This window comes from Anabaena sp. CS-542/02, from assembly GCF_028331085.1.
Lineage (GTDB): Bacteria > Cyanobacteriota > Cyanobacteriia > Cyanobacteriales > Nostocaceae > Anabaenopsis > Anabaenopsis arnoldii.
Genome location: NZ_JAQMTM010000103.1, coordinates 1 through 23,881, shown reverse-complemented (window position 1 = coordinate 23,881; position 23,881 = coordinate 1). Strand labels below are relative to the sequence as shown.

Annotated in this window: 22 protein-coding genes and 2 tRNA genes; 13 read left to right on the top strand and 11 right to left on the bottom strand. The window is 42.4% G+C overall.

All coding sequences use genetic code 11. The features are described from left to right. Positions 1 to 294 precede the first annotated feature (294 nt). The 9 genes from PN447_RS11730 to PN447_RS11690 all read left to right on the top strand — a co-directional run bounded on the left by PN447_RS11730 (position 295) and on the right by PN447_RS11690 (position 9,630). Positions 295 to 897, top strand: a complete 603-nt coding sequence (locus PN447_RS11730) for a hypothetical protein (protein WP_271763210.1) — start codon at positions 295 to 297, stop codon at positions 895 to 897. An 11-nt stretch (positions 898 to 908) separates the two neighbouring features. After that, the gene (locus tag PN447_RS11725; RefSeq protein ID WP_271733077.1) at positions 909 to 1,286 is read left to right on the top strand and encodes a hypothetical protein; all 378 of its coding nucleotides are present in this window, start codon (positions 909 to 911) and stop codon (positions 1,284 to 1,286) included. Then, positions 1,234 to 3,981: a hypothetical protein gene (locus PN447_RS11720; RefSeq protein ID WP_271763209.1), complete on the top strand. Its 2,748-nt coding sequence runs from the start codon at positions 1,234 to 1,236 to the stop codon at positions 3,979 to 3,981. Before PN447_RS11725 ends, PN447_RS11720 begins: the two co-directional genes overlap by 53 nt. A gap of 29 nt (positions 3,982 to 4,010) precedes the next feature. Then, positions 4,011 to 4,799, top strand: coding sequence for a hypothetical protein (locus PN447_RS11715; protein ID WP_334311101.1), 789 nt, complete (start codon positions 4,011 to 4,013; stop codon positions 4,797 to 4,799). A 20-nt stretch (positions 4,800 to 4,819) separates the two neighbouring features. Then, the gene (locus PN447_RS11710) at positions 4,820 to 5,869 is read left to right on the top strand and encodes a hypothetical protein (protein ID WP_271763208.1); all 1,050 of its coding nucleotides are present in this window, start codon (positions 4,820 to 4,822) and stop codon (positions 5,867 to 5,869) included. A gap of 19 nt (positions 5,870 to 5,888) precedes the next feature. Then, a complete protein-coding gene (locus PN447_RS11705; protein ID WP_271763207.1) occupies positions 5,889 to 6,683 on the top strand; it encodes a hypothetical protein in 795 nt (264 codons plus the stop codon). A 60-nt stretch (positions 6,684 to 6,743) separates the two neighbouring features. Further along, positions 6,744 to 7,418: a hypothetical protein gene (locus PN447_RS11700; protein ID WP_271763206.1), complete on the top strand. Its 675-nt coding sequence runs from the start codon at positions 6,744 to 6,746 to the stop codon at positions 7,416 to 7,418. 22 nt (positions 7,419 to 7,440) lie between these two features. Next, positions 7,441 to 8,976, top strand: coding sequence for a TrbI/VirB10 family protein (locus tag PN447_RS11695; RefSeq protein WP_271763205.1), 1,536 nt, complete (start codon positions 7,441 to 7,443; stop codon positions 8,974 to 8,976). Between the two features lie 93 nt (positions 8,977 to 9,069). Beyond that, on the top strand, positions 9,070 to 9,630 hold the full coding sequence (locus tag PN447_RS11690) for a hypothetical protein (protein WP_271763204.1): 561 nt from the start codon (positions 9,070 to 9,072) through the stop codon (positions 9,628 to 9,630). A 664-nt stretch (positions 9,631 to 10,294) separates the two neighbouring features. On the opposite strand, the gene aroC is transcribed toward PN447_RS11690, so the two are convergent. From aroC to PN447_RS11665, 5 genes are all read right to left on the bottom strand, one after another. Beyond that, positions 10,295 to 11,386, bottom strand: coding sequence for a chorismate synthase (aroC, locus tag PN447_RS11685; protein WP_271763203.1), 1,092 nt, complete (start codon positions 11,384 to 11,386; stop codon positions 10,295 to 10,297). 197 nt (positions 11,387 to 11,583) lie between these two features. After that, positions 11,584 to 12,891: a glutamate-5-semialdehyde dehydrogenase gene (locus PN447_RS11680; RefSeq protein WP_271763202.1), complete on the bottom strand. Its 1,308-nt coding sequence runs from the start codon at positions 12,889 to 12,891 to the stop codon at positions 11,584 to 11,586. A gap of 87 nt (positions 12,892 to 12,978) precedes the next feature. Continuing rightward, the gene (locus PN447_RS11675) at positions 12,979 to 14,118 is read right to left on the bottom strand and encodes a restriction endonuclease subunit S (protein WP_271763201.1); all 1,140 of its coding nucleotides are present in this window, start codon (positions 14,116 to 14,118) and stop codon (positions 12,979 to 12,981) included. Positions 14,119 to 14,239: 121 nt separating this feature from the next. Beyond that, positions 14,240 to 14,491, bottom strand: coding sequence for a hypothetical protein (locus tag PN447_RS11670; RefSeq protein ID WP_271763200.1), 252 nt, complete (start codon positions 14,489 to 14,491; stop codon positions 14,240 to 14,242). A gap of 24 nt (positions 14,492 to 14,515) precedes the next feature. Next, the gene (locus tag PN447_RS11665; protein WP_271763199.1) at positions 14,516 to 15,103 is read right to left on the bottom strand and encodes an Rpn family recombination-promoting nuclease/putative transposase; all 588 of its coding nucleotides are present in this window, start codon (positions 15,101 to 15,103) and stop codon (positions 14,516 to 14,518) included. A 224-nt stretch (positions 15,104 to 15,327) separates the two neighbouring features. Here PN447_RS11665 and PN447_RS11660 point away from each other — a divergent pair, with 224 nt between their 5' ends. After that, complete coding sequence (locus PN447_RS11660) at positions 15,328 to 16,797, top strand: aldehyde dehydrogenase family protein (RefSeq protein WP_271763198.1); 1,470 nt, start codon at positions 15,328 to 15,330, stop codon at positions 16,795 to 16,797. On the opposite strand, the gene mazG is transcribed toward PN447_RS11660, so the two are convergent. Both mazG and PN447_RS11650 read right to left on the bottom strand, forming a co-directional pair. Next, entirely contained in the window at positions 16,792 to 17,601 is an 810-nt protein-coding gene (gene mazG / locus PN447_RS11655; protein WP_271763197.1) for a nucleoside triphosphate pyrophosphohydrolase, read from the bottom strand. The genes PN447_RS11660 and mazG overlap by 6 nt on opposite strands. Before the next feature lie 31 nt (positions 17,602 to 17,632). Continuing rightward, positions 17,633 to 18,178 carry a metal-binding protein gene (locus PN447_RS11650; protein WP_271763195.1) on the bottom strand — a complete coding sequence of 182 codons (546 nt, stop codon included), beginning with the start codon at positions 18,176 to 18,178 and terminating at the stop codon, positions 17,633 to 17,635. Positions 18,179 to 18,302: 124 nt separating this feature from the next. On the opposite strand from PN447_RS11650, the gene PN447_RS11645 reads away from it, so the two are divergent. Then, a tRNA-Val gene (locus PN447_RS11645) sits at positions 18,303 to 18,375 on the top strand. 131 nt (positions 18,376 to 18,506) lie between these two features. Here PN447_RS11645 and PN447_RS11640 read toward each other — a convergent pair. Next, entirely contained in the window at positions 18,507 to 19,223 is a 717-nt protein-coding gene (locus PN447_RS11640; protein ID WP_271732112.1) for an ATP-binding response regulator, read from the bottom strand. 280 nt (positions 19,224 to 19,503) lie between these two features. Here PN447_RS11640 and leuC point away from each other — a divergent pair, with 280 nt between their 5' ends. Both leuC and leuD read left to right on the top strand, forming a co-directional pair. Further along, entirely contained in the window at positions 19,504 to 20,907 is a 1,404-nt protein-coding gene (gene leuC, locus PN447_RS11635; protein WP_271763194.1) for a 3-isopropylmalate dehydratase large subunit, read from the top strand. Between the two features lie 44 nt (positions 20,908 to 20,951). Further along, positions 20,952 to 21,545 carry a 3-isopropylmalate dehydratase small subunit gene (gene leuD, locus PN447_RS11630; protein WP_271763193.1) on the top strand — a complete coding sequence of 198 codons (594 nt, stop codon included), beginning with the start codon at positions 20,952 to 20,954 and terminating at the stop codon, positions 21,543 to 21,545. Positions 21,546 to 21,564: 19 nt separating this feature from the next. Here the strand turns inward: leuD and PN447_RS11625 are convergent. From PN447_RS11625 to PN447_RS11615, 3 genes are all read right to left on the bottom strand, one after another. Then, positions 21,565 to 21,649: transfer RNA gene (locus PN447_RS11625), tRNA-Ser, on the bottom strand. Positions 21,650 to 21,787: 138 nt separating this feature from the next. Continuing rightward, positions 21,788 to 22,897, bottom strand: coding sequence for a glutamate 5-kinase (gene proB / locus PN447_RS11620; protein WP_271763192.1), 1,110 nt, complete (start codon positions 22,895 to 22,897; stop codon positions 21,788 to 21,790). A gap of 198 nt (positions 22,898 to 23,095) precedes the next feature. Beyond that, positions 23,096 to 23,635 (bottom strand): YqeG family HAD IIIA-type phosphatase, encoded by a 540-nt coding sequence (locus PN447_RS11615; RefSeq protein ID WP_271763191.1) that lies wholly within the window; start codon positions 23,633 to 23,635, stop codon positions 23,096 to 23,098. Positions 23,636 to 23,881: the final 246 nt, after the last annotated feature.

The following is a 23,881-nucleotide window of genomic DNA, read 5'->3' as shown; positions in this document are numbered from 1 at the left end:
GGTAATTTTGTCAAATCCTCAGATCCTTAATCATGATTGGACAGCGACTAAAGTCACGTGGGACTTATCGTAATCTGTAAATCAGATCCAACCGTGGGCAGTATTGTGGTATAAGTGGAGCCATCTACTTAACTGAACATTAAAAACCAGTTAACTTATCCTTAATAGGATGTGACGTTATGAGAGTATATGATGTTGTAGCCACATAAATTTAATTTTTATGAATTTTTCAATGTGAATATTAGCTCTTACTACCAGGATAAATCTGACTAACGTTAACAGGGAAACTACAAAATGTCTGAAAAATACAGGGTGAAAAAACTTAGGAGAGGTTTAATAACCAAAGGGCAGAAAACATCTGAAAAACTAACGGGTATGTGGTCATCATGGTATCTGATGGTGGTGGAATCAGTACCATTTTTGATAGCTGTGGCTGTATTTTTAAGCGTTGTCAGTTTAAAAAGTCCTGTGCTGCTGTTTTGTTTGCTCCTGGGAAGTTTACTAGCAATAGTCATCCAGCTTGGACAGAGAGTAAATTTAGCAAAGCCCTGGGTTGTGTTCTGTCAAATCCTAGCCGTATCCCTAGTTCTGAGTTTATTTTGGCTAGATTACTTTGCATTTCCCGCACAGGCTCAATTTTTTGGCAAAGCAGAGAGTTTTTTCCGCAATACTTTAACACAAGGTACGGAAACCAATAGTAATACCCAAACTGCAGTCAGCCTAATATTTAACGTTTTACGAGCAATTTATTTACTTTATATTGCAGGTTCTTTAGTTGGTGTAATTAACGCCGTTAGGAAAGATGAAGATTGGCAAAGTATAGCCAGGGTTCCCTTATTAGTAGTAGTTGCGGTCACAGTTGCTGATGTGCTGACAGGGTTTGTAGTTGGTGATTGAGTAACTAAAGTATGTCTGAAGAAACAGATAGAGAATTTCGCCCTGTAAATCAAATCCTGGGAGCCCAACCTTCATTAGGTCCAATTCCTGCGGATCAAATATTTCCCTGGTTGGTGATTATTCTCGCTGCTTACTTAATTGTAAATGGAGTTTTTGGGGGAATATTTGCAGATGATTTTCAAAGATGGTTATGGACAGCATTAATTGCGGGTTGGGGGATAGCAACCTGGTGGATCTTAAGTGGTGGTAGGAGTTGGCGATTTTTAAGCAAATTCATAGGAGTTCCCACTTGGACAAGAGGCTTTGCTCGTTATTACAGCTTGTTAGAAGTTAACCATGAAGCAGAAAATCGGCAAACAAAGCATAAAGGTCGGCGGTCAAGAAAGTAGATTAACACCATTTGAGGATGCTTTACATTTAGCTTCCATGTTACGCATTTCCCTGGATGGTCGTGATCTAGGGGCTTATATTTTAAACAAAGACACTCAGAAAGATAAATTTTGCTTTGTTTTTGGGTTTGAATGTCGGGGAATTCATACTACATTAAGAGACGAGCAAATAGAGACAATTTTTAATAATATAGAATCCGGTTTAAAAGATATTCCTGAAGGGGAAAAGATGACCTTACACATGGGGTCATTTAGTTCAGATAAACAAAGACAAATAGAACTATCTCACTTAGTTAAGCAGACACCATCACGGGATATTAAGTATTTATTGACATCGGAAAGAGCCAGAACTCAAGAACTCACTACTGCTGGGATTCGTAAGCCGAAATTTTTACGGATATATGTAACTTATACTATTGAACCGAATACGAAATATACAGATGATTGGATAGAGAAACTATTAGCTAAAGCTGAACTATGGTGGTTAAACTTTAAAGGGGAACTAGCCCAAGTGCAAAACGAGCGCCTGGAGACTCTGATTATCCAGTCCTATCAACAGGGTTTCTGCTTCTGGGAGCAGTTACTATCTAACAAAATGGGTTTAGATGTTAAACCTTTAAATGCTGATCAACTATGGGAAGAGGTCTGGAAAAGATTTAATGAAACACCACCTATACCCATTCCCCAGTTAGTTAATTTAGATGAAAACGGACTGTATGAGCAGGTTAATTCAGAGTTAAGTAGTAGTCAATTACTTATAGAAAATATCCACAGTACAACTTTACTGATGGAGTCTGCTGTACCCTGTGCTGACCGTCGTTGGGTAAATGTGAAAAATCGCTATATTGGAGCGTTGACATTTCTGGAAAAACCGGGAGGGTGGGCGAATAAATTCTCTCAGTTGCGTTATTTGTGGGAATTATTAGCCAGAGAAACTGTCACAGATACAGAGATTTTCTGCGAGTTAACCGCAGCCAACCCGGCTTTAGTGAAGACTACATTACAACGAGTGCTGAAGCAGTCGAATATGACAGCACTTATGGCCCAGGAAAAGAGCAAAACTATTGATGTCAGCGCTCAATTAAAGTTAAAGAAATCCGTAGCAGCCCAAGAACAATTATATGAGGGGGCGATACCAATATATACGAGTATAGCTATTTTTGTACATCGTCCCAGCATAGACAAATTAGATGAAGCCACAAGATATATAGAAAACTGCTTTCAAAGACCAGCCCAGGTAATTAGGGAGGTAGAATATGCTTGGAAAATATGGCTACAATCTTTACCGATAGTTTGGGAGGGTTTGTTAGTTAAACCGTTTAACCGCCGCCAATTATATTTAACCAGTGAAGTACCGGGATTGATGCCTTTAGTATTAACCAAAGCTGGAGATAGTCGAGGGTTTGAGTTAATTGCAGAAGAGGGGGGAACACCCATACATCTGGATTTGTTTAACCAACATAAAAATTTAGCGCTGTTTGCGACTACCCGCGCTGGTAAGTCGGTTTTGGTGTCGGGAATTTTAACCCAAGCCTTAGCTTATGATATTCCGGTGGTAGCTTTGGACTTTCCTAAACCAGATGGAACATCTACCTTTACCGACTATACAAGGTTTATGGAGGGGAATGGGGCTTATTTTGATATTGCCAAAGAATCTAATAACTTATTTGAACAGCCTGATTTGCGATCGCTCAGTCCAGAAGCCCAGCGCGATCGCCTGTTAGATTATACTGCTTTTTTAGAGTCAGCATTAATGACCATGGTTTTAGGGTCATCCACCGAAAACCAACTGTTATCCCAAACCGTGCGTTCCCTGCTCAACTTAGCATTAAGAGCATTTTTTGCCGACCCAGGGATTACCCAAAGATATAAACAAGCGATAGCGGGGGGGTTTGGGAGTCAAGAGTGGGAAAAAACCCCCACCTTAAGAGACTTTCTTTATTTCTGCTCACCGGAACATCTGCAATTAAATGCTGTGAGTGGAAGAGTAGATGACGCTCTGAGTCAAATTCAACTGCGGTTAAGATTTTGGCTTTCCAGTCGAGTCGGACAAGCCATTTCTGCACCTTCAAGCTTTCCCACCGACGCACAACTGTTAGTGTTTGCTCTGCGGAACCTCTCCGATAACGAAGACGCTGCTGTATTATCCTTAAGTGCTTATTCTGCAGCTTTGCGCAGGGCGTTAAGTAGTCCAGCTTCGATCTTTTTTATTGACGAAGCGCCGATTTTATTTGAATTTGACCAAATATCTGATTTAGTGGGGAGAATTTGCGCCAATGGTGCAAAAGCGGGAATTAGAGTTATTTTATCAGCCCAAGACCCTGATACCATCGCCAAATCTAAAGCCGCATCCAAAATTTTACAGAACCTATCAACCAGATTAATCGGGAGAATTCAGCCAGTAGCAGTAGATAGTTTTGTCAACATCTTAAAATATCCCCGCAATATTATTTCTCGTAATGCGACAGAAAGCTTTTTCCCTCGTAAAGAAGGAATTTACAGCCAATGGTTATTAGATGACAACGGGATTTATACCTTTTGTCGTTACTATCCAGGTTATGAACAATTAGCAGTAGTTGCTAACAACCCCCAGGAACAAACCGCACGTCAACAAGTAATGGGACAACATGACAATAAATATGAAGCAATTTCCGTATTTGCGCGACAATTAATAGCTGCTCTCCGTGGGGGTTAATCGACACGCTTTAGCTTGACGATGTAATCATGTCCAATTTATTCAGGTTGAAAGATATGCACAAAACTACTGTTCTCACCTTGGGCTTTTCCTGGTTATTACTCCTCCCAGCAACAGCACAATTAGGCCAAGTTTGGACTGAGTTTCAATTTTATTCTGTAGATATGCAAAATTACCTGAGAAATCATCTGAGCGAAACCTTAAGACCTTTAGAAATTAGGGGTCAAACTGCTCTCAATAATGCCACAGGAGCAGCGAATATACCTAACCCAATTGATGCGGGTAATAATTTTAACCAAGATATGATATTTAACCCCACAACAGATAGATTTGAAAATAATCCAGTACTGCGCAGTAATGGTGTGAACCAGGAAATGAATCGCCTAATTACTAGGGGTTCCATAGAAAGTTATATGGGGAGAGATGGACAAATACGATTAAAATCTAAGTTACAAAATACTGAAACCACCTTAAATAATATTTCCGAACTTTCCCAAAGTTCCAATAACATCTTTCAAAGACTCGCTGATACTCTCGGCGCATCTGGCGATGCTTTTCTCCCATTGATGACGATACAGAAAGACCAAGCTGGTTTACAGTTACAAGGTATTAGAATCCAGCAGGAACAAGCAAAAATCAGCGCTGAAACCCTAGCGCAAAGTATCCTCACCCATCAATCTTTACAATATTCCAACTTAAATTTAGTCAACATTTCCCAACAGATGGAAGAAATGAATCGTACTCAAAGGGTAGACACAGCTACGGAAGCAGCGAGATTTATCCGTAATACTTCTCAAACAGATTTGTTTGGTAGATAATTACTATATGGTTAATGAAAATGCAGGTTTATATTGCGCAAATCTTCCCAGAAATTGGCATTAATGAAACTTTTGATAGTGGTGCTGTAACTGCTAGAAGCATGGCTGAAAGTTGGGATAACCAATGGCTAGATTTATTACAAAATAATACAAGTAATAACTTATATGGGGCGTTAACAAACCTGGGTATATTTTTTGCTGTGGGGACGCTATTGTTTTTTATGATGCAATGGCTCAAAGATGTGATCAACAGTGAATATTCCCGTCCTATAAGTGGTTTAATTTGGCCTTTTATAGTGGTGCTGTTTTTGAGTAATACCGGAAATGGTAGCCTACTTTCTAGTTTAACCCTGGGGGTAAGAAACTTGATTAACACAGTCAATCAACAAGTAGTTAGTACAGCAGATGCTGAACAAACTTATCAGCAAGCATTAAATATGAGTTTAGCTGAAGAAGTAGCGGGTTCTTTACTTCGTCCTTGTCAATCGCTCAATGGGGAACAACAAACCCAATGCTTGGCCAGAGCAAGCGACCAAATTGATAACCTGTGGAGGGAATATAGAAACTTATATGGGAATAGAATTTGGATTGAAAGACTAGAAAATCAAGTAACTTCGCTGAAACTTAGGACGGGAAATATATCAGATATTACCTTTAACTCCTTATTAGGGAATACCGCCCAAACCAGAATTAAAAACTTCTTAATTTCTTTGCAATACGCGTTTCAAAACCTTATAGAAGCTACCATGTTACTTATAGCAGCTTTAGGACCATTAGCCCTAGGCGCATCTTTATTACCTGTAGGGGGTAAACCGATTTACGCATGGTTGACAGGTTTGTTTGCTGCGGGAATTACTAAAATTTCATTTAATATCATTGCTGCTGTGACTGCAGCAGTAATTATCAATGGACCAGCAGAAAACCCCAATGCTAACCCTGACTTAATGTGGTTTATTATCTTTCTGGGAATTTTAGCCCCAGTATTATCCTTAGCTGTCGCAGGTGCGGGAGGATTTGCGATTTTTAGCGCCATTAATAATAGTACAGCCTTAATCAAAAATAGAATCTAAACATCCCATCGGTGTGCAAATGACAAAACTACTCCGAAAAAGAAAATCTAGTATAAATTTTCTCACAATTTTTGCGATCGCCACTTTCAGCTTACATCTAGCAGTATTATTTCTGTTCATTTTACAAGGGTTAAACATTCGCCAACTTAGTCTGAGAAAACCCCCCAACTTTGTGGAAATGGTTGATGGTCAACCCATAGGCGCTGTGGATGATTTAGCTAGAGACCCCGAAGCGATTCGCCAATTCATCAGTAAAACCATGACATTGATGTTTAATTGGTCAGGAACCCTCCCCCCACAAACTATTGCAGAAGCTGCAAAACCCCAACCAGACCCAGGAATAGCTATCAGAACCCCCCAAGGAGGTAACCAACGAGTCACTACCAGCAGTTGGGTAGGGAGTTTTGCGATCTCAGAAGATTTTCGTCAAGGTTTTTTAAGTGCGATCGCCCAAATGACTCCACCAGAAGTATTTTCAAACAGTCCTAATCTTATATCAGCAGAATTAGTCATCCAAAGGATTTACCCCCCAGAAACAATAGCTCCGGGGAAGTGGCGAGTAGGGATGATAGCTGACCTAATTCAGACCAGAAAAGATGATGGGAGAAAAGCAGTCACACCCTTTAATAAAGATTTTTTAGTGCGTGCGATCGATTATTTTCCTTACCCCCTAACAGATAGTAGTACGGACATCCAAAAAGCAATTTATAGCCATCGTGCTGACAAACTAGAGATTTACGAAATTCATGATTTTTGTTTAGTGGACAACTCCATTATTGTCAGGGAGGATAAATCAAACCGTTGTAGAAATTAAAGTAACAATTGACTATTTATTTTAAGTAAATTATTCTCAAAATTATCAAGGCAAATATTTATGCACTTAGTCAAGCCAGAGAAGAGAAAAAGTAGTATATTACCACTATTAGCGGTGGGAACATTTGGGCTAAATTTATTTAGCTTGCTCTTGATTTTGTTTCATAGTTCCATGATTCAAGATTTACAACAGCAACTGACACCCCAAAGTTTAGCCCAACTTGCTGATGGTCGAGCCATTACCTTAGACCCTCAACAAAGTGATGAAAGACATCCAGAAACAATTCGCCGATTTGTGGGTGAAACCATGAGCTTAATGCTTACCTGGTCACAAAAACAGCCGCCAATCACAGCTTGGGAAATTAGTTCTCAACTCTTAGCCAATAATTTCAGAACCAAGTTTCAGGAGGAAATTACTAAATTAAGTCCCATGGGAAAATTTATTAATAACAAATCTGAATATATATTAGTAGTACAAAGAGTATCTCAACCGGAAAAAATAGGTAATGGTAAATGGAAAGTTGAAATGTTAGCCAATCACTTAAACTTTAGTGCTTCTAATAATCTAGGAACCTCAAGTGAGTTCAATAAACAAATTTTAGTCAGAGCCATAGATAAACCAGTAACTTCACTTCCACAGCAAGGGTCATCTTGGGATTTAGCAGGATACCGCTTAGGAGAAGCTAGACTAGAAATTTACCAGATATGCGACATCACAGACAAAAATTGTTCTTGAAATTAACACCCAGTAAAACACCATGAATTCTTATTCAATTCACCCAGAAATTTCTCCACAATATACAGTGGAACCAACCCATGAGCACCATGAACCAGAAATAGACTTGTTAGATTGGGAGTCTAGAATAGCTCAATTGGTGGGTTTTGAAGAAGAGTCACCACAACAAGATTTAACTAGCTTTGAAGCTCACACTATTCCCCCCGAAGAAGTAGAAACCGAGCAGTCACTGTCATCTAATCCCTTTGCTAAGTTAGCCTTAGTAGGTGGTGCTACCTTAGCTGTAGTGGTAGTTGCTGGGGTGTTTTTATCCCAAATTATGAATAGCAGTAATCAAAGACCAAGAAGTAATTTAGTTTCCCCAAGGGTTCCATCACCGGCTATTAGTGAAGCTCCTGAAGTAAATTTAGCACAAGAGGTGGAGATACTCAAGACAAAGTTAGCCCTTGCAGAACAAGTACAGACCGTCAGAGCAGCTCAAGAAAATCTCAGAAATAGACCACCTGCGCGGGTGGAAACTCCACAGGTGAGAGCAAGTACACCTACAACACTGGCCACATCTCCACAGAAAATAGTCAGAGTTGAGCCGATTATTCAAGAACCTGCGTCTCCTTCAGTTCCTATTATTGAACAACCCGCGTCTCCTTCAGTTTCTATCCCACCAATAGCTATGGACTCTACACCCCCACCGATTGTTATCCCAGCAGTATCGCCACCAGACCCCCTGAAGGAATGGACAAGGTTAGCAAAGTTAGGTAGTTATGGTCAGGTAAATACCACCGGTCAATCAAGAGTAAATACAGCTTTATCTGTACCAGAAGTTAATACTTATGCAACGAAGTTGCAACCGGGACAAACACCACCACAACCAGAGATTTTAGTCAGTCAGGCACAACCACAAAACCCGAAATCTGTCAAGGTAGGAACTAATGCTAAAGCCGTATTAGCAACGGCCATCTTTGGGGAAACTAGTAGAGCTAGAAATAATGACACTCAAGAAGAAGATAATCTATTTGTGGTACAGTTGCAAGAACCACTAAAATCTATAGATGGTGCGATCGCAGTACCTGCTAATACAGAATTATTGGGTGAAATTCGTTCTATTTCCGAACAAGGTCTACTACAGTTAAATTTAGTCAAAATCATCTCAGAAGAGAACGGTGAATTGATAGAAAGAACCTTACCCAAGAATGCAATTGTACTTCGCGCTCCCCAAGGTAGACCTTTGATAGCAAATCAATATCCCGATCAAGCAGGATCAATAGCAGGGATGGACACAGGCCTATTCATTTTAGGAGGTATTGGTAAAGCTGCGGAATTATTCAACCGTGCCGAAACCGAAGTTTCTATAGAAGGTGGTAGTACCGTCGTCACCAACACCAATAACAGACGCAACATACCAGCTGGAATATTGGAAGGTGGATTAAGGTCAATAGTACCCCAAATATCTCAACGCAATCAACAAGCCATTTCTCAAATGATGCAAAGAACTAATATTTGGTTTATACCAGCTGGCCAAGAGGTAGAAATATACGTCAATAGAACCGTAAAACTATAATTCGTTATTTCTAATAATAGCAATATTGTGGGTTGGGCATCCTACCGGACTTAATTAACCCCAGTCACCCTAATCGCCGTTTTCCCATTAGCTATGAAACACATTCTCAAATATCTTAATTTTTGGACTCTCACCCCTCTAATTTTCTCAGCCCCCATCTTACTATATGCAGGGCGAACTTTAGCTAATAATGCCGTTTTGCGTTCCCTGTTTTCCTGTCAAGCGCAAGGTTTAGGGGGAGTAGTACCTACTATCAAAGTTTCCTATCAACAAGGGACAAACTTAAGCTTTCTCCCAGCAGGGGAAACAATTAAGAAAGTTTGGTTAAACGACCCATCACAAGTAACAATGGACTTTGATGGTCCGATGTGTATGCAATTGGGAGCAGAACGTAACTTAAATTCCGGAGAGTGTAAAAACTCAGCCGCAAATGTCATTCAACTGCGGCGCATTCCCCGGCTCAATATTCCCGGAATACCCAAGACGGATAATACACTTTTAACAGTAATTACCGAAGAAGGAAACAGGAGTAAACTCTATACCTTTAGAATATTATATCAAGACACTGCTCCTAATTATCACACCTTAGCAATTTATCCCGACCCAGCCCGCAAGGAAATAGCTTGTGTCAGTACATCCAATGAATTAATTTAACCCTTTGACAGACCCTAAGCTTCAGGGGGTTAAGACCTTTGATAAATCTCAAATTAATCGGGACATACAGCACTTTTCAAGTAAATAAAGTACACACCTTAATATTATAACTCTTGTGGGGTGGGCATCGGTGCCCGCCCTTTTTTACCTAACTTCAATGAAAGGCGCTGTAAGTGTAACTATTTTGTCCCTTTTATTTTATGTAAATTTATAGCCAGAGTGGGTTAAGTGTAATAAGATGCCATCAATAACTACATTGAGTAGTTAGTCGGAAAAATGGTGATTAAAAAATCGCAATTGGTAATCTCTTAGGAACCATCCACCTTGATACTTTTGAGCATCAAGAATATCAAGAATTTTTCACTCAAGATTCTATGAACTTTGATCTGGTATCAAATTTGATTCTGGGATTTGAATGAGTCGAGTCAGAAATTTTTGGTTTATTACCCGATGATGGGTTAAAATTCTTTGCGCTTTATCAACGTTTGGGTGATGATTTTACGCCGTTCGTCGGTGTCGTTGACGAACGGCTGCTAGGTCACTTGACATCTGGGTTGATACCTTAACTTGACACCTATGGCAAGATGCCCACCCCACAAGATTTATGATATTAAGGTGTGTAGTTTATTGACTTGAGTACCTCAATATAGTGGGACGGGGAGTGTCAAGACAACAATTTACATTGACCATGATGGCGTAACAAATGGTCACACAGGACTAAAGCCACCATCGCCTCTACCATGGGTACTGCTCGGGGTAATACACATGGGTCATGTCTTCCCTTTGCAGCTAAAACAGTTTCTTCCCCTGCTTGGGTAACTGTTTTTTGCTCCTTTCTAATCGTGGCCGTGGGTTTAAATGCAACTCGTAAGATAATATTTTCACCGTTGGAAATTCCCCCCTGAATACCCCCTGAACGGTTGGTGACGGTGCGAATTTCTCCACTGTCATCTATATAAAATTCGTCGTTGTGTTCAATCCCGGTTAACAGAGTCCCCCCAAAACCTGAGCCAATTTCAAAGCCTTTACTAGCGGGGAGAGACATCACACCTTTAGCGATATCCGCTTCTAATTTATCAAAGACTGGTTCCCCTAGGCCTTTGGGAACGTTGCGAGCTACACATTCTACTACACCCCCAATTGAATTACCATCTCTACCAATTTGCTCAATTAATGAAATCATCCGTTCTGCTGACTCGCTATCGGGACAGCGGACTATGTTACTTTCCACTTGTTCTAGGGTGACGGTGTTGGGGTCAATCACCGCTTCTAAGTCTTTGATGCGCTTGACGTAGCCGATGATTTCAATATTAGCAACTTGACGGAGGATTTTTTTAGCGATCGCACCTGCGGCCACTCTTCCTATTGTCTCACGGGCTGAGGATCTGCCCCCACCTTGCCAATTGCGAATACCATACTTAGCATCATAAGTTGCATCAGCATGGGAGGGGCGATACTTTTGCGCCATCTCGTCGTAGTCTTGGGGTCGGGTGTCTTTGTTGCGCACCATCATCGCGATGGGTGTTCCCAAGGTTTTACCCTCAAATACTCCAGATAAAATTTCGCAGCTATCGGCTTCTTTGCGGGGTGTGGTAATTTTACTTTGTCCGGGTTTTCTTCTGTCTAGTTCTAGTTGAATTTCTGCGGGAGAAATTTCTAATTGAGGGGGACAACCGTCAATTATCACTCCCACACCACCGCCGTGGGACTCGCCAAATGTAGTAATACGAAATAAATGTCCGAAGGTATTGCCCATGATATTGAGGAAAAACGTTGAGGCTTTTGTATTGTACCGAAAGTTATTAGTTATAGGGAACAGGGAACAGGGAACAGGGAACAGGGGGAATAGGGAATAGAGGGAATAGGGAATAGAGGGAATAGGGAGAAAGGCTATATTTAATAAATTGTCTACCCCAGCGCACAGATCAACATAGGTGAGTTATCTGTGGGTTTTTACTCTAGGTCTTTATGGGTAAAGGGTTTAGCATTTGCTCCTGTGTAAGTGGCTACTATATGACCGTTACCGGTCATCTGATATTTATAGGTAACTAACCCTTCTAAACCAACGGGTCCACGGGGTGGCATTTGTTGCGTACTTATACCTACTTCTGCGCCGAAACCGTAGCGAAACCCATCAGCGAAGCGAGTAGAACAGTTGTGAAATACTCCCGCTGCGTTTACTAGTCCAAAAAAGGTTTCTACCGCTGCCGGGTCTTCTGTGATAATGGCCTCAGTATGGCGGGAACCATACTCGTTAATATGGGCGATCGCCTGTTCTATGGAGTCTACAATTTTAATTGCTAAAATCAAATCGCTGTATTCTGTTTCCCAGTCTGTGGCGATCGCCCTGCCAATATGGGGTATAATCTCTAAAGTGCGGTCATCGCCCCTTAATTCTACCTCTGCGCCTGCCAAAGCTGCGGCAATTTTGGGGAGAAATTCCCCAGCAACAGATTGATGGATTAATAGGGTTTCAATGGCGTTACAAGCAGCCGCATATTGAATTTTAGCATCAACACTGACTGTAATGGCTTTGGTTAGATCCGCAGCTTTGTCTATATATAAATGACAAATTCCGTCGGCGTGTCCTAATACGGGGATGCGGGTGTTATTCTGGACGAATTGCACAAAGGAATTAGAACCCCTGGGAATAATTAAATCTACATATTTATCTAAGTTTAAAAGTTCTCGGGTTTCTTCTCTAGTTGTTAATAACTGCACCGCATCGGAGTTAACCGCAGTGTGAGATAATCCCTGTTTAATGGCTTTAACTATAGCTTCACAAGAAGCGATCGCCTCTTTTCCACCTTTGAGAATCACACCGTTACCTGATTTGATTGCTAAGGAGACAATTTGAATTGCTGCTTCTGGACGCGCTTCAAAAATAATCCCCAACACCCCCAGGGGACAAGTGACCCGCTTGAGAACTAAACCACTATCTAGTTCTCGGTGAATTTGCACAGTTCCCACCGGATCTGGTAGTTTAGCCACATCTCGCACCCCGGCGATCGCATCTCTTAGTTTATGTTCATCTAACTGTAAGCGTTTATATAGTGGTTTGGCGATACCTGCGGCTGTAGCTGCTTGACAATCGGCTATATTTGCTTGTATGATGTCATCTTTAGCTAATTCTAGAGCCTGGGCTATGGCTTCTAAGGCTTGATTTTTGGCTTCTGTATCCAGAATTGCCAATTTACTCGCTGCTTGGCGGGTTTTTTGGGCGATGGTAATTAGGGGTAAATTATCTTGCAGAGTGGTCATGTGTGAAAATTTGGCTTTTTTCCCATCTTAACAATACACAGAACCCGCAAATATCACGGACTTCTCAAAAAGTACCGGATCTGAACTCTATAGTTCTCCTCTAAAGGCTTTTTGTAGTAGAGAGTTGAATAGGTTATCTAAGTCTTGACAACTATACTCAATTCTATTTCTCAAACTATCGACTTTACTATAAATTACTGAAAATTGTTTTTGTAGTGTCAATGGTGGATACGGAAAATTAAAGTTAAGTAGTGCTAGGCGATTAATTTTTGGGATATTTGTACGTGTAGAATGCTTTTCAGCATATGTTAGAAAAAGATTAGAACGCAGCATATAAACAAGAAATCGTTGGTCAAGTTTCGATTCTTTGACACGAAGAGGATAAATATCTGCACTACAAACACCTGTAAAACCAGGAATGGTCACTTTATTTAGATAGGGTCGTATTTTTGAGTATAATACATCAGTTGGTTCAAATAAATACTTACCGCTATGTAGTTTGAGTTCTTTTGGAGTTTTAACCCCAATAATTTGCCCAGTATTAGCGTGTATATTTTCGCAGCCTATGTGCTGCATATTTACATAAGGATCAGCTTGTGGATTAATCTGTCCTGAAACAATAGAGAGTAATTCGCTTAAATTGCAATATGGCCACCCTTTAGGATTAGTAACAGGGTCGCCGAACATATCTAAGAAAGTCGATCGCAATAATTCCTCTGTCAGTGCGATCGCCCGTTTCCGTTTCCGGCGAATATCGTCAGCTTTATCTAATATTGCAGCAATGCGTCGCTGTTCTTCTAGGGGTGGGACAACTATGGGAATACGGCTTGCTGCGCTTTTTGTTAGTTTTCCGCGAGTAGTACCTGTTACAAATGGGGTAACATCGTAACGTTCCAAATGTCTGTAAAGATATCGAATATCAATGCAATCTTTTGGTCTAAGGACATGAGCATGATTGTTTACCCAACACTTACCAGTTATTTGATAAGCAATAGTTTTGTTTGGATCTCCAAAGTGTCCACCATCTTCAGCTAGTAAAACCAGTGGTTCATCAAAGATAAATTCTGCTACCGAGTCTTGTTGTCCGTTAGCTCCATAATAAGGATAAGGACCTTTCACTCTGTCTCTTTCCGTAATGGCTTTACGTTGATTATCAAGAAATTCCACAACTTCCGAAAGGAGAAAAGTGTCCCAATTAGTTGATAATTGTGATTGGTAAATCAGCATCCCCAAAACACCCCCAACATAGCAAAACTCACCCGCATCAAATCACCCAGCACCAGAAACAGCAATAATAATTGTATCTCTTTTTTCAGTAGATACCTTCACCTTTTGGTAATTGGCTGTATCAATTATCCTGTGATAAACGCCCTTGTAACTCCCGCACCCGCTCTAAACTTAAACCTGTAATTTCTCTAGTTTCTTCTGCACCCATACCCCTGCGGAGTAAATTAATGGCGATGGTTTCCTGTGCTTCTTGAATACCTTCTTGGCGAGCTTTCCGTTCCCAACTGGTGACAATTTCCATATATTTTTCCTCCTGTAATAGTCCCATAGTATTCGCCGTCACCTGAAATAATTCCTCTTCAGTCGCATTCAAATTGAGATAGACATCTACAAACCCCTAAATTAACTGCATCCGCGCTGGGTCTAGCTTCAAAGTAATTAACAATCGTAAACATTCCGCCTTTACCTGGGGACGTTCCGACGGGGGTATCTTCATTTTAGCCATTAAAGCCGCTGCTACGGGATTAGACTGGGTTAAATAATCTCGCCAACGTAGTTGATTTAATTGGATGGCTCTAAAATTAAAATCAAGTACCTGTAAGTCAGAAAAAGCTAGTTGATAATTTTCTGGTTCCCGACGCTGGGGTTCATCAAAGGAAAAAATCACCACCGGATAGATGGGTAAATCATATTTTTCATGTAAGCGGGCGAAATATTTAAACATCCGCTTGGCAAAATCTGACTGACTGTATGATTGATTTTCAACGTGAATTAAAAAATAAGTCTCTTGCTGCTGGTATCGCACCTGCGCCAATAAGTCAATTTCTTTTTTATCGCCCGAAGTGACATCATTAAAGACTTCCTGGGGTAAAAACTGAATAGATTCTCGGTCAATCTCTCTCACTACTTGCGGGAGAAATAACTCTAAAAATTCCACAAAGAAGGTAGAAATTAATTCTTTAAATAAACGGTCATGGTCAATCATCCCAGGAGTTTCTCTAAAACCTCTAAGTCCGCCCGAATTTCATCCTCTAATAGTTTATGCTGTTTCAGCTAATAGCTGGCAAATGGTTTGATGGGCGTTGGAGGAACTAAACAGCACCCCATCGGGGATAAAATTCCCCGTGCTAGAATAACCTTAATCAAGTATCCCTCCCTTCATAGCAAGTAATTATTTAAGTAAAACCTTGATTTTTCCAGGAGAACCTGATGGTTATAGCCACAGTACCAGAGCAACAGGTAAAAATCGGACCTACCCAACTGCTGATTAATAACCAGTGGGTAGAAAGTATCAACGGTCGCCGCTTTGCTACCATCAACCCCAGTACAGGGGAGGTGATCTGTGAGGTAGCAGAAGCAGACAAAGCAGACGTAGACCGCGCCGTACAAGCAGCCCGCAATGCTTTTAATAGTCGGGAATGGCGGGGAATGTCCCCCAGCCGTCGCGGTAAATTGCTGTATAAATTAGCAAATTTAATTGAGGAAAATACAGAGGAATTAGCGCGGCTAGAAACCTTAGACAATGGTAAGCCTTTACATGATTCCCTAGGGGACATAGAGTTAGTCATTGCCTGTTACCGGTATTATGCGGGCTGGGCAGACAAAGTGCAAGGTAAAACCATCCCCATTAATGGCCCTTATTTCTGTTACACACGCCATGAACCAGTAGGGGTAGTAGGTCAAATTATTCCCTGGAACTTTCCCCTATTAATGCAAGCTTGGAAATTAGCCCCAGCTTTAGCTATGGGTAACACCGTAGTCATGAAAAGCGCGGAACAAACACCTTTATCTGCATTGCGGGTGGGTGAGTTAATTATAGCTGCGGGGTTTCCCCCTGGGGTGGTGAATCTATTATCAGGATACGGTCACACAGCGGGAGCGGCGATCGCCAGACATATGGATATTGACAAAGTAGCCTTTACCGGTTCTACAGAAGTAGGACATTTAATTATGGCTGCTGCCGCGCAAAGTAACCTGAAGCGAGTAACCTTAGAATTGGGGGGTAAAAGTCCTAATATAGTGTTTGCCGATGCAGACTTAGAAGCAGCGATCGCCGGTTCCCATGAAGGTATATTTTTTAATCAAGGTCAGTGTTGCTGCGCCGGTTCCCGGTTATTTGTAGAAGAGAAATGTTACGACGAGTTTGTTACCAAAAGCGTAGAAGCAGCGACAAGGCGGGTAGTGGGTAACCCCTTTGACCCCCACACCCAACAAGGACCCCAAGTAGACAAAGAGCAATTTGATAGAGTCATGGGTTATATCAAAGCAGGGAATAGGGAAGGGGCCAAGCTGCTGTGTGGAGGGACTCAAATCGGCGAGAAAGGATTCTTTATTACACCCACAGTTTTTGCTGATGTCCGGGATGATATGCAGATAGCTCAAGAAGAAATCTTTGGCCCAGTGATGAGCATCATCAAATTTAGAGACATCGAGGAAGTAATTAACCGGGCGAATAATACCATGTACGGACTAGCTGCAGCAGTCTGGACACAGGATATTAACAAAGCCCATGCGATCGCCAACAATGTGCGCGCGGGTACGGTCTGGGTAAATTGTTACGACGTATTTGACGCAGCAGCACCCTTTGGCGGGTTCAAACAGTCAGGGATGGGTAGAGAACTCGGAGAATATGGACTGCAACAATACACCGAGGTGAAGACAGTAACCATGAAACTATAAACCTTGCTCCCGAGCAATTTGGGCCTTAGCCTGCTGCCATAAAGATTCTAACTCATCTAAAGAGTAATCAGACAGGGGGCGATCAAGCACCGCCTCCATTTTTTGTAACCTGTGTACAAAACGTTGATTAGTTCCTTGTAAAGCAGAGCTAGGGTCAAGATGGGACCACCGAGCCAACTGGATAACTGCAAACAGTAAATCACCCAATTCTGCTTCTTGACGTGCTGGAGTTTCCCCCGCCAAAGCCTCTTGAAACTCCCCCAACTCCTCATAAAACTTTGCCCAAACCCCCTCAATACTTTCCCACTCAAAACCCACCTGGGCCGCCTTTTGGGAAATCTTCATCGCCCCCATTAACGGCGGAAGAGTGCGACCATAACGACCCAGCTGCTCACTCAACTGATGCTGAACAGAAACCTCCCCCTTTTCCTTCGCCTTAATCGCCTCCCAATTTTCCCTCACCTCTTCCACACCCGCAACCGACACATCACCAAACACATGGGGATGACGACGGATCAACTTTTGCGAAATCCCCCGAGCAACTCCCTCCAAATCAAACCTTCCCGACTCCCCAGCAATTTGGGCTTGAAGAACCACCTGTAATAATAAATCCCCCAACTCCTCCGCCATAGCTGCATCATCACCCCCTTGAATTGCATCAACCACCTCATAAGCCTCCTCAATCACATAAGGAATCAGACTTTGGGCGGTTTGCGCCAAATCCCAAGGACAACCCCCATCAGGCGATCGCAACCGAGCAACCACCGAAATCAACTCCTGTAAAGCCGCCAAACACCCATCCATAAAAACCTCTGCGTACCTTTGCGTTAAAAAATCACCTTCTTCTCCTCCTAGGAGAGAGTAAACCCCGCACCCCCTGCTTTTGCAAACGCTTATAAGCCGAACCACCCCAATCGCTCAGAGAATGACTCATAGCGCCCAATTCCAACCCCAAAAATAAAGCCAAATATTCCGTAGTGTAAACCATGAGCGATCGCCCCACAGTTACACTTAAATCCCGCCAAGTCAGGGTGACAATTCCCAGCATTTCCCCCATCACCAGAATCACCACAGCGACAAACCACAGCAAACAGCCCAGATAAATTACCCTCAGGGTTGTACCAATAATTGGCCCGTGAGATAACATAGAGCGGTGACGCAGGTTTTTTTGATAAGGTAGCCAAATACAGCGTAAAAAGCCCCAGCGTTGAAACTGACGCGAGTAAATATCTAAATCCGGGCCAAACATCAGACCGCTAAACATAAACCCACTCGCAACCAACAGGGTTAAATTACTGCTGCGGGTTTGCCATAGGGTGGCACCGGCGATCAACGGTAGACTATATAAGGTGATGCGATCATGGGTTCTAGCAGAGGGCATATTGCAATTGATCGCCTTTCTACACAGGATTACCGAGTTGTTATTGTACGTCAAAAAAAATATTTTCCCAAGGGGTTGCGCAATCAAAATTCTTTTGCTATATTGTTTAATTGTGAGAGCAAACGGGTGGTTAGCTCAGTTGGTAGAGCGCCTGCCTTACAAGCAGGATGTCACTGGTTCGAGTCCAGTACTACCCATTTTTATAGTAAGTGTATCTAGAGGCGTGAAATCTCACGCCTTTACTATCTTATATCGGGATGCGATCGCCTAGCAAGTAACCCTCAACAGCTAAAATTATCTCTTGAGAGAAAAAACGCCGCCAAAATAATTATGAATCCAGCAAATTAAACTGTTGGAGTAACTTAGTATTTTCCGCGGTCAGTAACTCTCGCAGGTCATCAACTTCATTCAATATTTTCACCTCCCGCGCATATTCTTCTTGGATGATTCCCAAATATTGCTGACGCTTTTCCTCAGTCTGAGAATGGCCAAGCATATGTAGGGCGATGTTGATATTAGACAGAGGATCCCGTAATTCCTGGGATAATTTTTCTAACAAATTACCTCTAATATCCGATAGTTGTCGAGAAACTTGTAAATTTGTATCATTTTCTTTAATTTCCTGTTGCAGTTGTTCGATTTTGTGGTGATTATCCAGATGCTGCTGTGTAGATAATGCTTGTCTTTTTAACCGTGCTTTAACTGCTTGTAATATTTCCCCTGGTTCAAAAGGTTTAGTAATGTAGTCGTCTGCGCCTAAGTTCATCCCTTGGCGCAAATCCTCACGCTCGGCTTTAGCAGTGAGAAAAATTAAGGGAATATTAGCTGTATTAGGATAGTTCCGCAGTTTTTTTAACACCTGAAAACCGTCCATACCAGGGAGCATAATATCACAAAGAATTAAATCAGGAGATTTAACCCTCGCTAAATGCAAGCCTTCTGAACCATCAGCAGCACTGACAACGGAGAAATCTGCTAATAGCAGAATTTCTGAGATATTTAAACGAATTTGCTCCTCATCTTCAATAACTAAAATCAAACTCATAAGTTGCAACCCCAGGAATTAACCATTTATTTATAATAGTAACCATTTGTTTTCATAACTAACAGATTGAAATTTTATAACTGGGTTTTAGCCCTGATAAAATCGCGAAATTACTCAAATATTGCCAGAATATTCTTCTTGATTCCGAACTGGAAAATCTAGTTAGGGAAGTAAGGGGAAATGTAATTAATAACACACGTCTTTACATAGAAAGCCAAATGTCACAGGGGGACATTTTTTTGATAGTATAGTAAATCTGACTGGTTCAATAACGATTTTTATGAGCAAAGGCACCCTGTTTGATAAAGTTTGGAACTTACACACCGTTGGAACACTTCCCTCAGGGCTGACACAATTATTTATCGGGCTTCACTTAATTCATGAGGTCACTAGTCCCCAAGCCTTTGCTATGTTGCAAGAGAGGGGACTAAAGGTATTGTTTCCACAAAGAACCATAGCCACAGTAGACCACATCGTACCTACCGATAACCAGTCCCGGCCATTTATCGATGGCTTGGCAGAAAATATGATTCAGGCTTTAGAACAAAATTGCCAAGAAAATAATATCACCTTTCATAACATTGGTTCTGGTAATCAAGGTATAGTCCACGTCATCGCCCCAGAACAAGGACTGACCCAACCAGGAATGACTATCGCTTGTGGGGATAGTCACACATCTAGCCATGGTGCATTTGGTGCGATCGCCTTTGGTATTGGTACTAGCCAAGTTCGGGATGTTTTAGCTTCCCAAACCCTGGCTTTATCAAAATTGAAAGTGCGGAAAATCGAAGTTAATGGGACTTTAAACCCCGGTGTTTACGCCAAAGATGTCATCCTGCACATTATTCGCCAACTGGGTGTAAAAGGTGGTGTAGGTTACGCCTATGAATATGCGGGTACCACCTTTGCACAAATGAACATGGAAGAACGGATGACCGTTTGTAACATGGCCATTGAAGGCGGTGCGAGATGCGGTTATGTCAATCCCGACCAAGTCACCTATGATTACTTAAAGGGTAGAGACTTCGCCCCCACAGGTGCGCAATGGGAGGAAGCTGTGGCTTGGTGGGAGTCTATCAAGAGTGATGCTGATGCAGAATATGATGATGTAGTAGTTTTCAACGCCGCGGATATTGATCCCACAGTCACATGGGGAATTACCCCCGGCCAAGGTATCGGCGTCAATGAACTGATACCCAAAGCAGAAGAACTACCAGAAGAAGACCGCTTTGTAGCCGAAGAGGCTTACAAATACATGGATTTGTTCCCTGGCCAACCCATCAAAGGGACTAAAATTGATGTCTGTTTTATTGGTAGTTGCACCAACGGCAGAATTAGTGACCTGCGCGAAGCTGCTAAAATTGCCCAAGGTCGCCACGTTGCACAGGGAGTTAAGGCCTTTGTGGTTCCCGGTTCAGAACGGGTGAAACAACAAGCGGAAGCCGAAGGACTGCATCACATCTTTGCACAAGCTGGATTTGAATGGCGTGAACCCGGATGTTCTATGTGCCTAGCGATGAACCCTGATAAACTCCAAGGTAGACAAATCAGCGCCTCCTCTTCCAACCGCAATTTTAAAGGTAGACAAGGTTCGTCCTCTGGTCGCACATTACTCATGAGTCCCGCCATGGTAGCTACAGCTGCTATTCAAGGGGAAGTTGCAGACGTGCGCGAATTGCTATAACACACCCACCCACCCCCCTGCTCTAGTGACAAAAACTTAAAATTATGGTCAGTGAAGTTAAAAAAATCTCAGGTCGCGGTATAATCCTTATAGGTGATGATATAGATACGGACAGAATTATCCCCGCCCGTTATTTAAAAGCCATTACCTTTGATGGCTTGGGCGAAGGCGTATTCATCGATGACCGTACCGCATTAAAGGGCGAACACCCCTTTGACCAACCCCAATATCAAGGGGCAAATGTGTTAATAGTTAACCGCAACTTTGGCTGTGGTTCATCACGGGAACACGCCCCCCAAGCGATCGCTAAATGGGGGATTCAAGCTTTAATAGGGGAAAGTTTCGCCGAAATCTTTTTTGGTAACTGTGTAGCCATGGGGATACCTTGCGTTACTGCCGATGCTCCTACAGTCAAAAAACTGCAAGAATTGGTCATGGAGCATCCCCAAGCTGCTGTAACAGTCAACTTGGAAACCTTAGAAGTATCAATTGGTGATTTGACCACGAAAGTTACCATGAGTCAAGGCACTCGCAGCACCTTTATTGCTGGTACATGGGATGCTTGCGGTCAGTTAGTGGCTCAGTCTGAGGCAATCCAGGCTACAGCCGCTCAACTACCTTATCTAACCTGGGTGTAGCCACAACAGGGAAATTAAACGGAGAGGGGGGGATTCGAACCCCCGTTGAGTTGCCCCAAAACGCATTTCGAGTGCGTCACCATCAACCACTCGGACACCTCTCCCGGTAATATATGCAGTTTTTTTTGGTGAATCTGTCAGACTTGGCGCGGTTATAGGCGGTTAATTATTGCCCGCCGGGATTTCGCCCATAAGCTCAGATACCAGCTCCTATTATAGCACCTACAGCCATTTGTGCACCCCTAAGTTAAAACTAAATTATCCCGATGAATCACAGTTTCAGCACCTACATAGCCCAAAATTGTGCAAATTTCGCGGGAATGACAGCCGCGAATCTTTTCTAGCTCCTCGCTGCTGTAGTTGACAACACCTCTGGCGATTTCCGTTCCCTGGTGGTCGCATAACTGCACCGCCGCTTGAGCTTCAAAGTTTCCTTCTACTGTTTTAATCCCCGCAGCTAATAAGGATTTCCCGCCCTGGGCGATCGCCGCGATCGCCCCTGTATCCAAGTATAATTTTCCCGCCGGAACTAGACCGTAAGCTATCCAACGTTTACGAGCCGAAGTTGGTTCAGGTTGTGGTTCAAAGTGAGTTCCCAGGGGTTCCCCGGCCAGAATCTTCTCGATATTATGGGGAAATCTTCCTTGAGTAATTACCGTTCGCACTCCCGCTGCGATCGCAATTCTAGCAGCGGAAATTTTAGTTAACATCCCCCCGGTACCCCATTGGGACCCTTGAGAGCCGGTTTGTATTTGTAATGCTGCTAGTTCTTTGAGGTTATTCACCAAAGATATGGGCTGCGCATCTGGTACTGAACGCGGGTCGGCTGAATATAGCCTGTCTACATCAGTGAGGATGAATAACCAATCTGCTTCTATTAAACTAGCAACCAATGCCGAAAGGGTGTCATTATCGCCAAATTTTAACTCCTCTACTGCCACTGTATCATTTTCATTGACTACAGGAATTACACCCAGTCCCAATAGTTCCTGAAAGGTATTATAGACATTCAGATAGCGGCTACGCTGTACCAAATCGCTACGAGTCAGCAACACTTGAGCAATGGGCTGGGATAATGTAGTAAATAAATCATCATATATCCGCATTAACCGCCCCTGTCCCACTGCTGCTACTGCTTGTTTGAGAGCCATGGCTTTAGGACGTTCAGTTAAACCCAATCTGGCACAACCCACTCCCACCGCACCAGAGGAAACTAAAACCACTCTATGCCCTTCTTGTCTCAAATGACACAGTGTTTCTGCTAAGGTGGCAATGGTGGACAGCGCTAGTTGTCCGGTTTCTGGTTGAGTGAGGCTAGAAGTACCGATTTTGATAACAATCGTCTTGGTCATTGATAATTTTCGTTAAAATTTGTAAAGCGCCGATCCTTCTATAGATAAAGGCCGACGCTCTACGGGTTAATTGTTATTTATTATGGGCTAGGGTCTTTATTTTGCTGACCCCATATTATCAATTATTATCATCACCCATTTCCCAATTTTCCATAGGTTTCTTAAGTATTTCTTTATATTTACTTTAGCGACGACTTCTCAAGTTTTGTGAACTTTTGTTTCTTTAGGGGTGATTGTAGCCCCCAGGATTTCCGATAACCAAACTTCAAAATTCCGCACAGGATGAGAGCGCAGGGCTACATCGGGATGAATAATCGGGTCTACTAAAATGGTGAACATTCCCAAACGATTACCTGCTAAGACATCGGTAAACAAGCGATCGCCCACCATTCCTACTTTTTCCGCAGGGAGATTCATCCCCATAAGTGCGGCTCTAATTTTCCGTCGTGACGGCTTGGCGGCACCTAAGTAATAGGGCAAATTGAGCGATCGGGCGATTCCACCGATCCGTGATTCACTCAGATTATTACTCACCAAGCACAACTGTGTAGAACTACGCACTTGCTCTACCCAGTCTTGTAGTTCTGGCGAAGCTAGTCCCACTTTCAAAGGTACTAGGGTTTCATCCACATCCAATACCAGCCCCTGCAGCCCATATTGTTGAATAATTGCGGGTGTCAGGTTCAAGACAGAACCGGATATAATTAAATTAGGCTGTAAGAGATCATTCCAGGTCATAGTCAAATTTAACTACTTCAAACACAAATATTTTATCCTCTCACCACTACAGCCTCACTGGTAGTGGGAGATTCTTCCGCTCGGTTAAACTTACCCAAAACTACCCACTGGCAGTTTTAGCGTTAACTTCTTGTTTCATCGCGGTCTGAGAATGACTTCGACTAGGTTTGTCCGCTCCGCAAGCAATCCCGGTAAAGCTTACCGTTTCTGACCGTTCAGGAATAAAAATCTTCTCAAACCATCGGT

Coding starts and splice junctions, on each gene's coding strand:
- PN447_RS11730 (WP_271763210.1), top strand. CDS start 295: ATGTCTGAAAAATACAGGGTGAAAAAACTTAGGAGAGGTTTAATAACC.
- PN447_RS11725 (WP_271733077.1), top strand. CDS start 909: ATGTCTGAAGAAACAGATAGAGAATTTCGCCCTGTAAATCAAATCCTG.
- PN447_RS11720 (WP_271763209.1), top strand. CDS start 1,234: ATGAAGCAGAAAATCGGCAAACAAAGCATAAAGGTCGGCGGTCAAGAA.
- PN447_RS11715 (WP_334311101.1), top strand. CDS start 4,011: ATGTCCAATTTATTCAGGTTGAAAGATATGCACAAAACTACTGTTCTC.
- PN447_RS11710 (WP_271763208.1), top strand. CDS start 4,820: ATGCAGGTTTATATTGCGCAAATCTTCCCAGAAATTGGCATTAATGAA.
- PN447_RS11705 (WP_271763207.1), top strand. CDS start 5,889: ATGACAAAACTACTCCGAAAAAGAAAATCTAGTATAAATTTTCTCACA.
- PN447_RS11700 (WP_271763206.1), top strand. CDS start 6,744: ATGCACTTAGTCAAGCCAGAGAAGAGAAAAAGTAGTATATTACCACTA.
- PN447_RS11695 (WP_271763205.1), top strand. CDS start 7,441: ATGAATTCTTATTCAATTCACCCAGAAATTTCTCCACAATATACAGTG.
- PN447_RS11690 (WP_271763204.1), top strand. CDS start 9,070: ATGAAACACATTCTCAAATATCTTAATTTTTGGACTCTCACCCCTCTA.
- aroC (WP_271763203.1), bottom strand. CDS start 11,386: ATGGGCAATACCTTCGGACATTTATTTCGTATTACTACATTTGGCGAG.
- PN447_RS11680 (WP_271763202.1), bottom strand. CDS start 12,891: ATGACCACTCTGCAAGATAATTTACCCCTAATTACCATCGCCCAAAAA.
- PN447_RS11675 (WP_271763201.1), bottom strand. CDS start 14,118: ATGCTGATTTACCAATCACAATTATCAACTAATTGGGACACTTTTCTC.
- PN447_RS11665 (WP_271763199.1), bottom strand. CDS start 15,103: ATGATTGACCATGACCGTTTATTTAAAGAATTAATTTCTACCTTCTTT.
- PN447_RS11660 (WP_271763198.1), top strand. CDS start 15,328: ATGGTTATAGCCACAGTACCAGAGCAACAGGTAAAAATCGGACCTACC.
- mazG (WP_271763197.1), bottom strand. CDS start 17,601: ATGGATGGGTGTTTGGCGGCTTTACAGGAGTTGATTTCGGTGGTTGCT.
- PN447_RS11650 (WP_271763195.1), bottom strand. CDS start 18,178: ATGCCCTCTGCTAGAACCCATGATCGCATCACCTTATATAGTCTACCG.
- PN447_RS11640 (WP_271732112.1), bottom strand. CDS start 19,223: ATGAGTTTGATTTTAGTTATTGAAGATGAGGAGCAAATTCGTTTAAAT.
- leuC (WP_271763194.1), top strand. CDS start 19,504: ATGAGCAAAGGCACCCTGTTTGATAAAGTTTGGAACTTACACACCGTT.
- leuD (WP_271763193.1), top strand. CDS start 20,952: ATGGTCAGTGAAGTTAAAAAAATCTCAGGTCGCGGTATAATCCTTATA.
- proB (WP_271763192.1), bottom strand. CDS start 22,897: ATGACCAAGACGATTGTTATCAAAATCGGTACTTCTAGCCTCACTCAA.
- PN447_RS11615 (WP_271763191.1), bottom strand. CDS start 23,635: ATGACCTGGAATGATCTCTTACAGCCTAATTTAATTATATCCGGTTCT.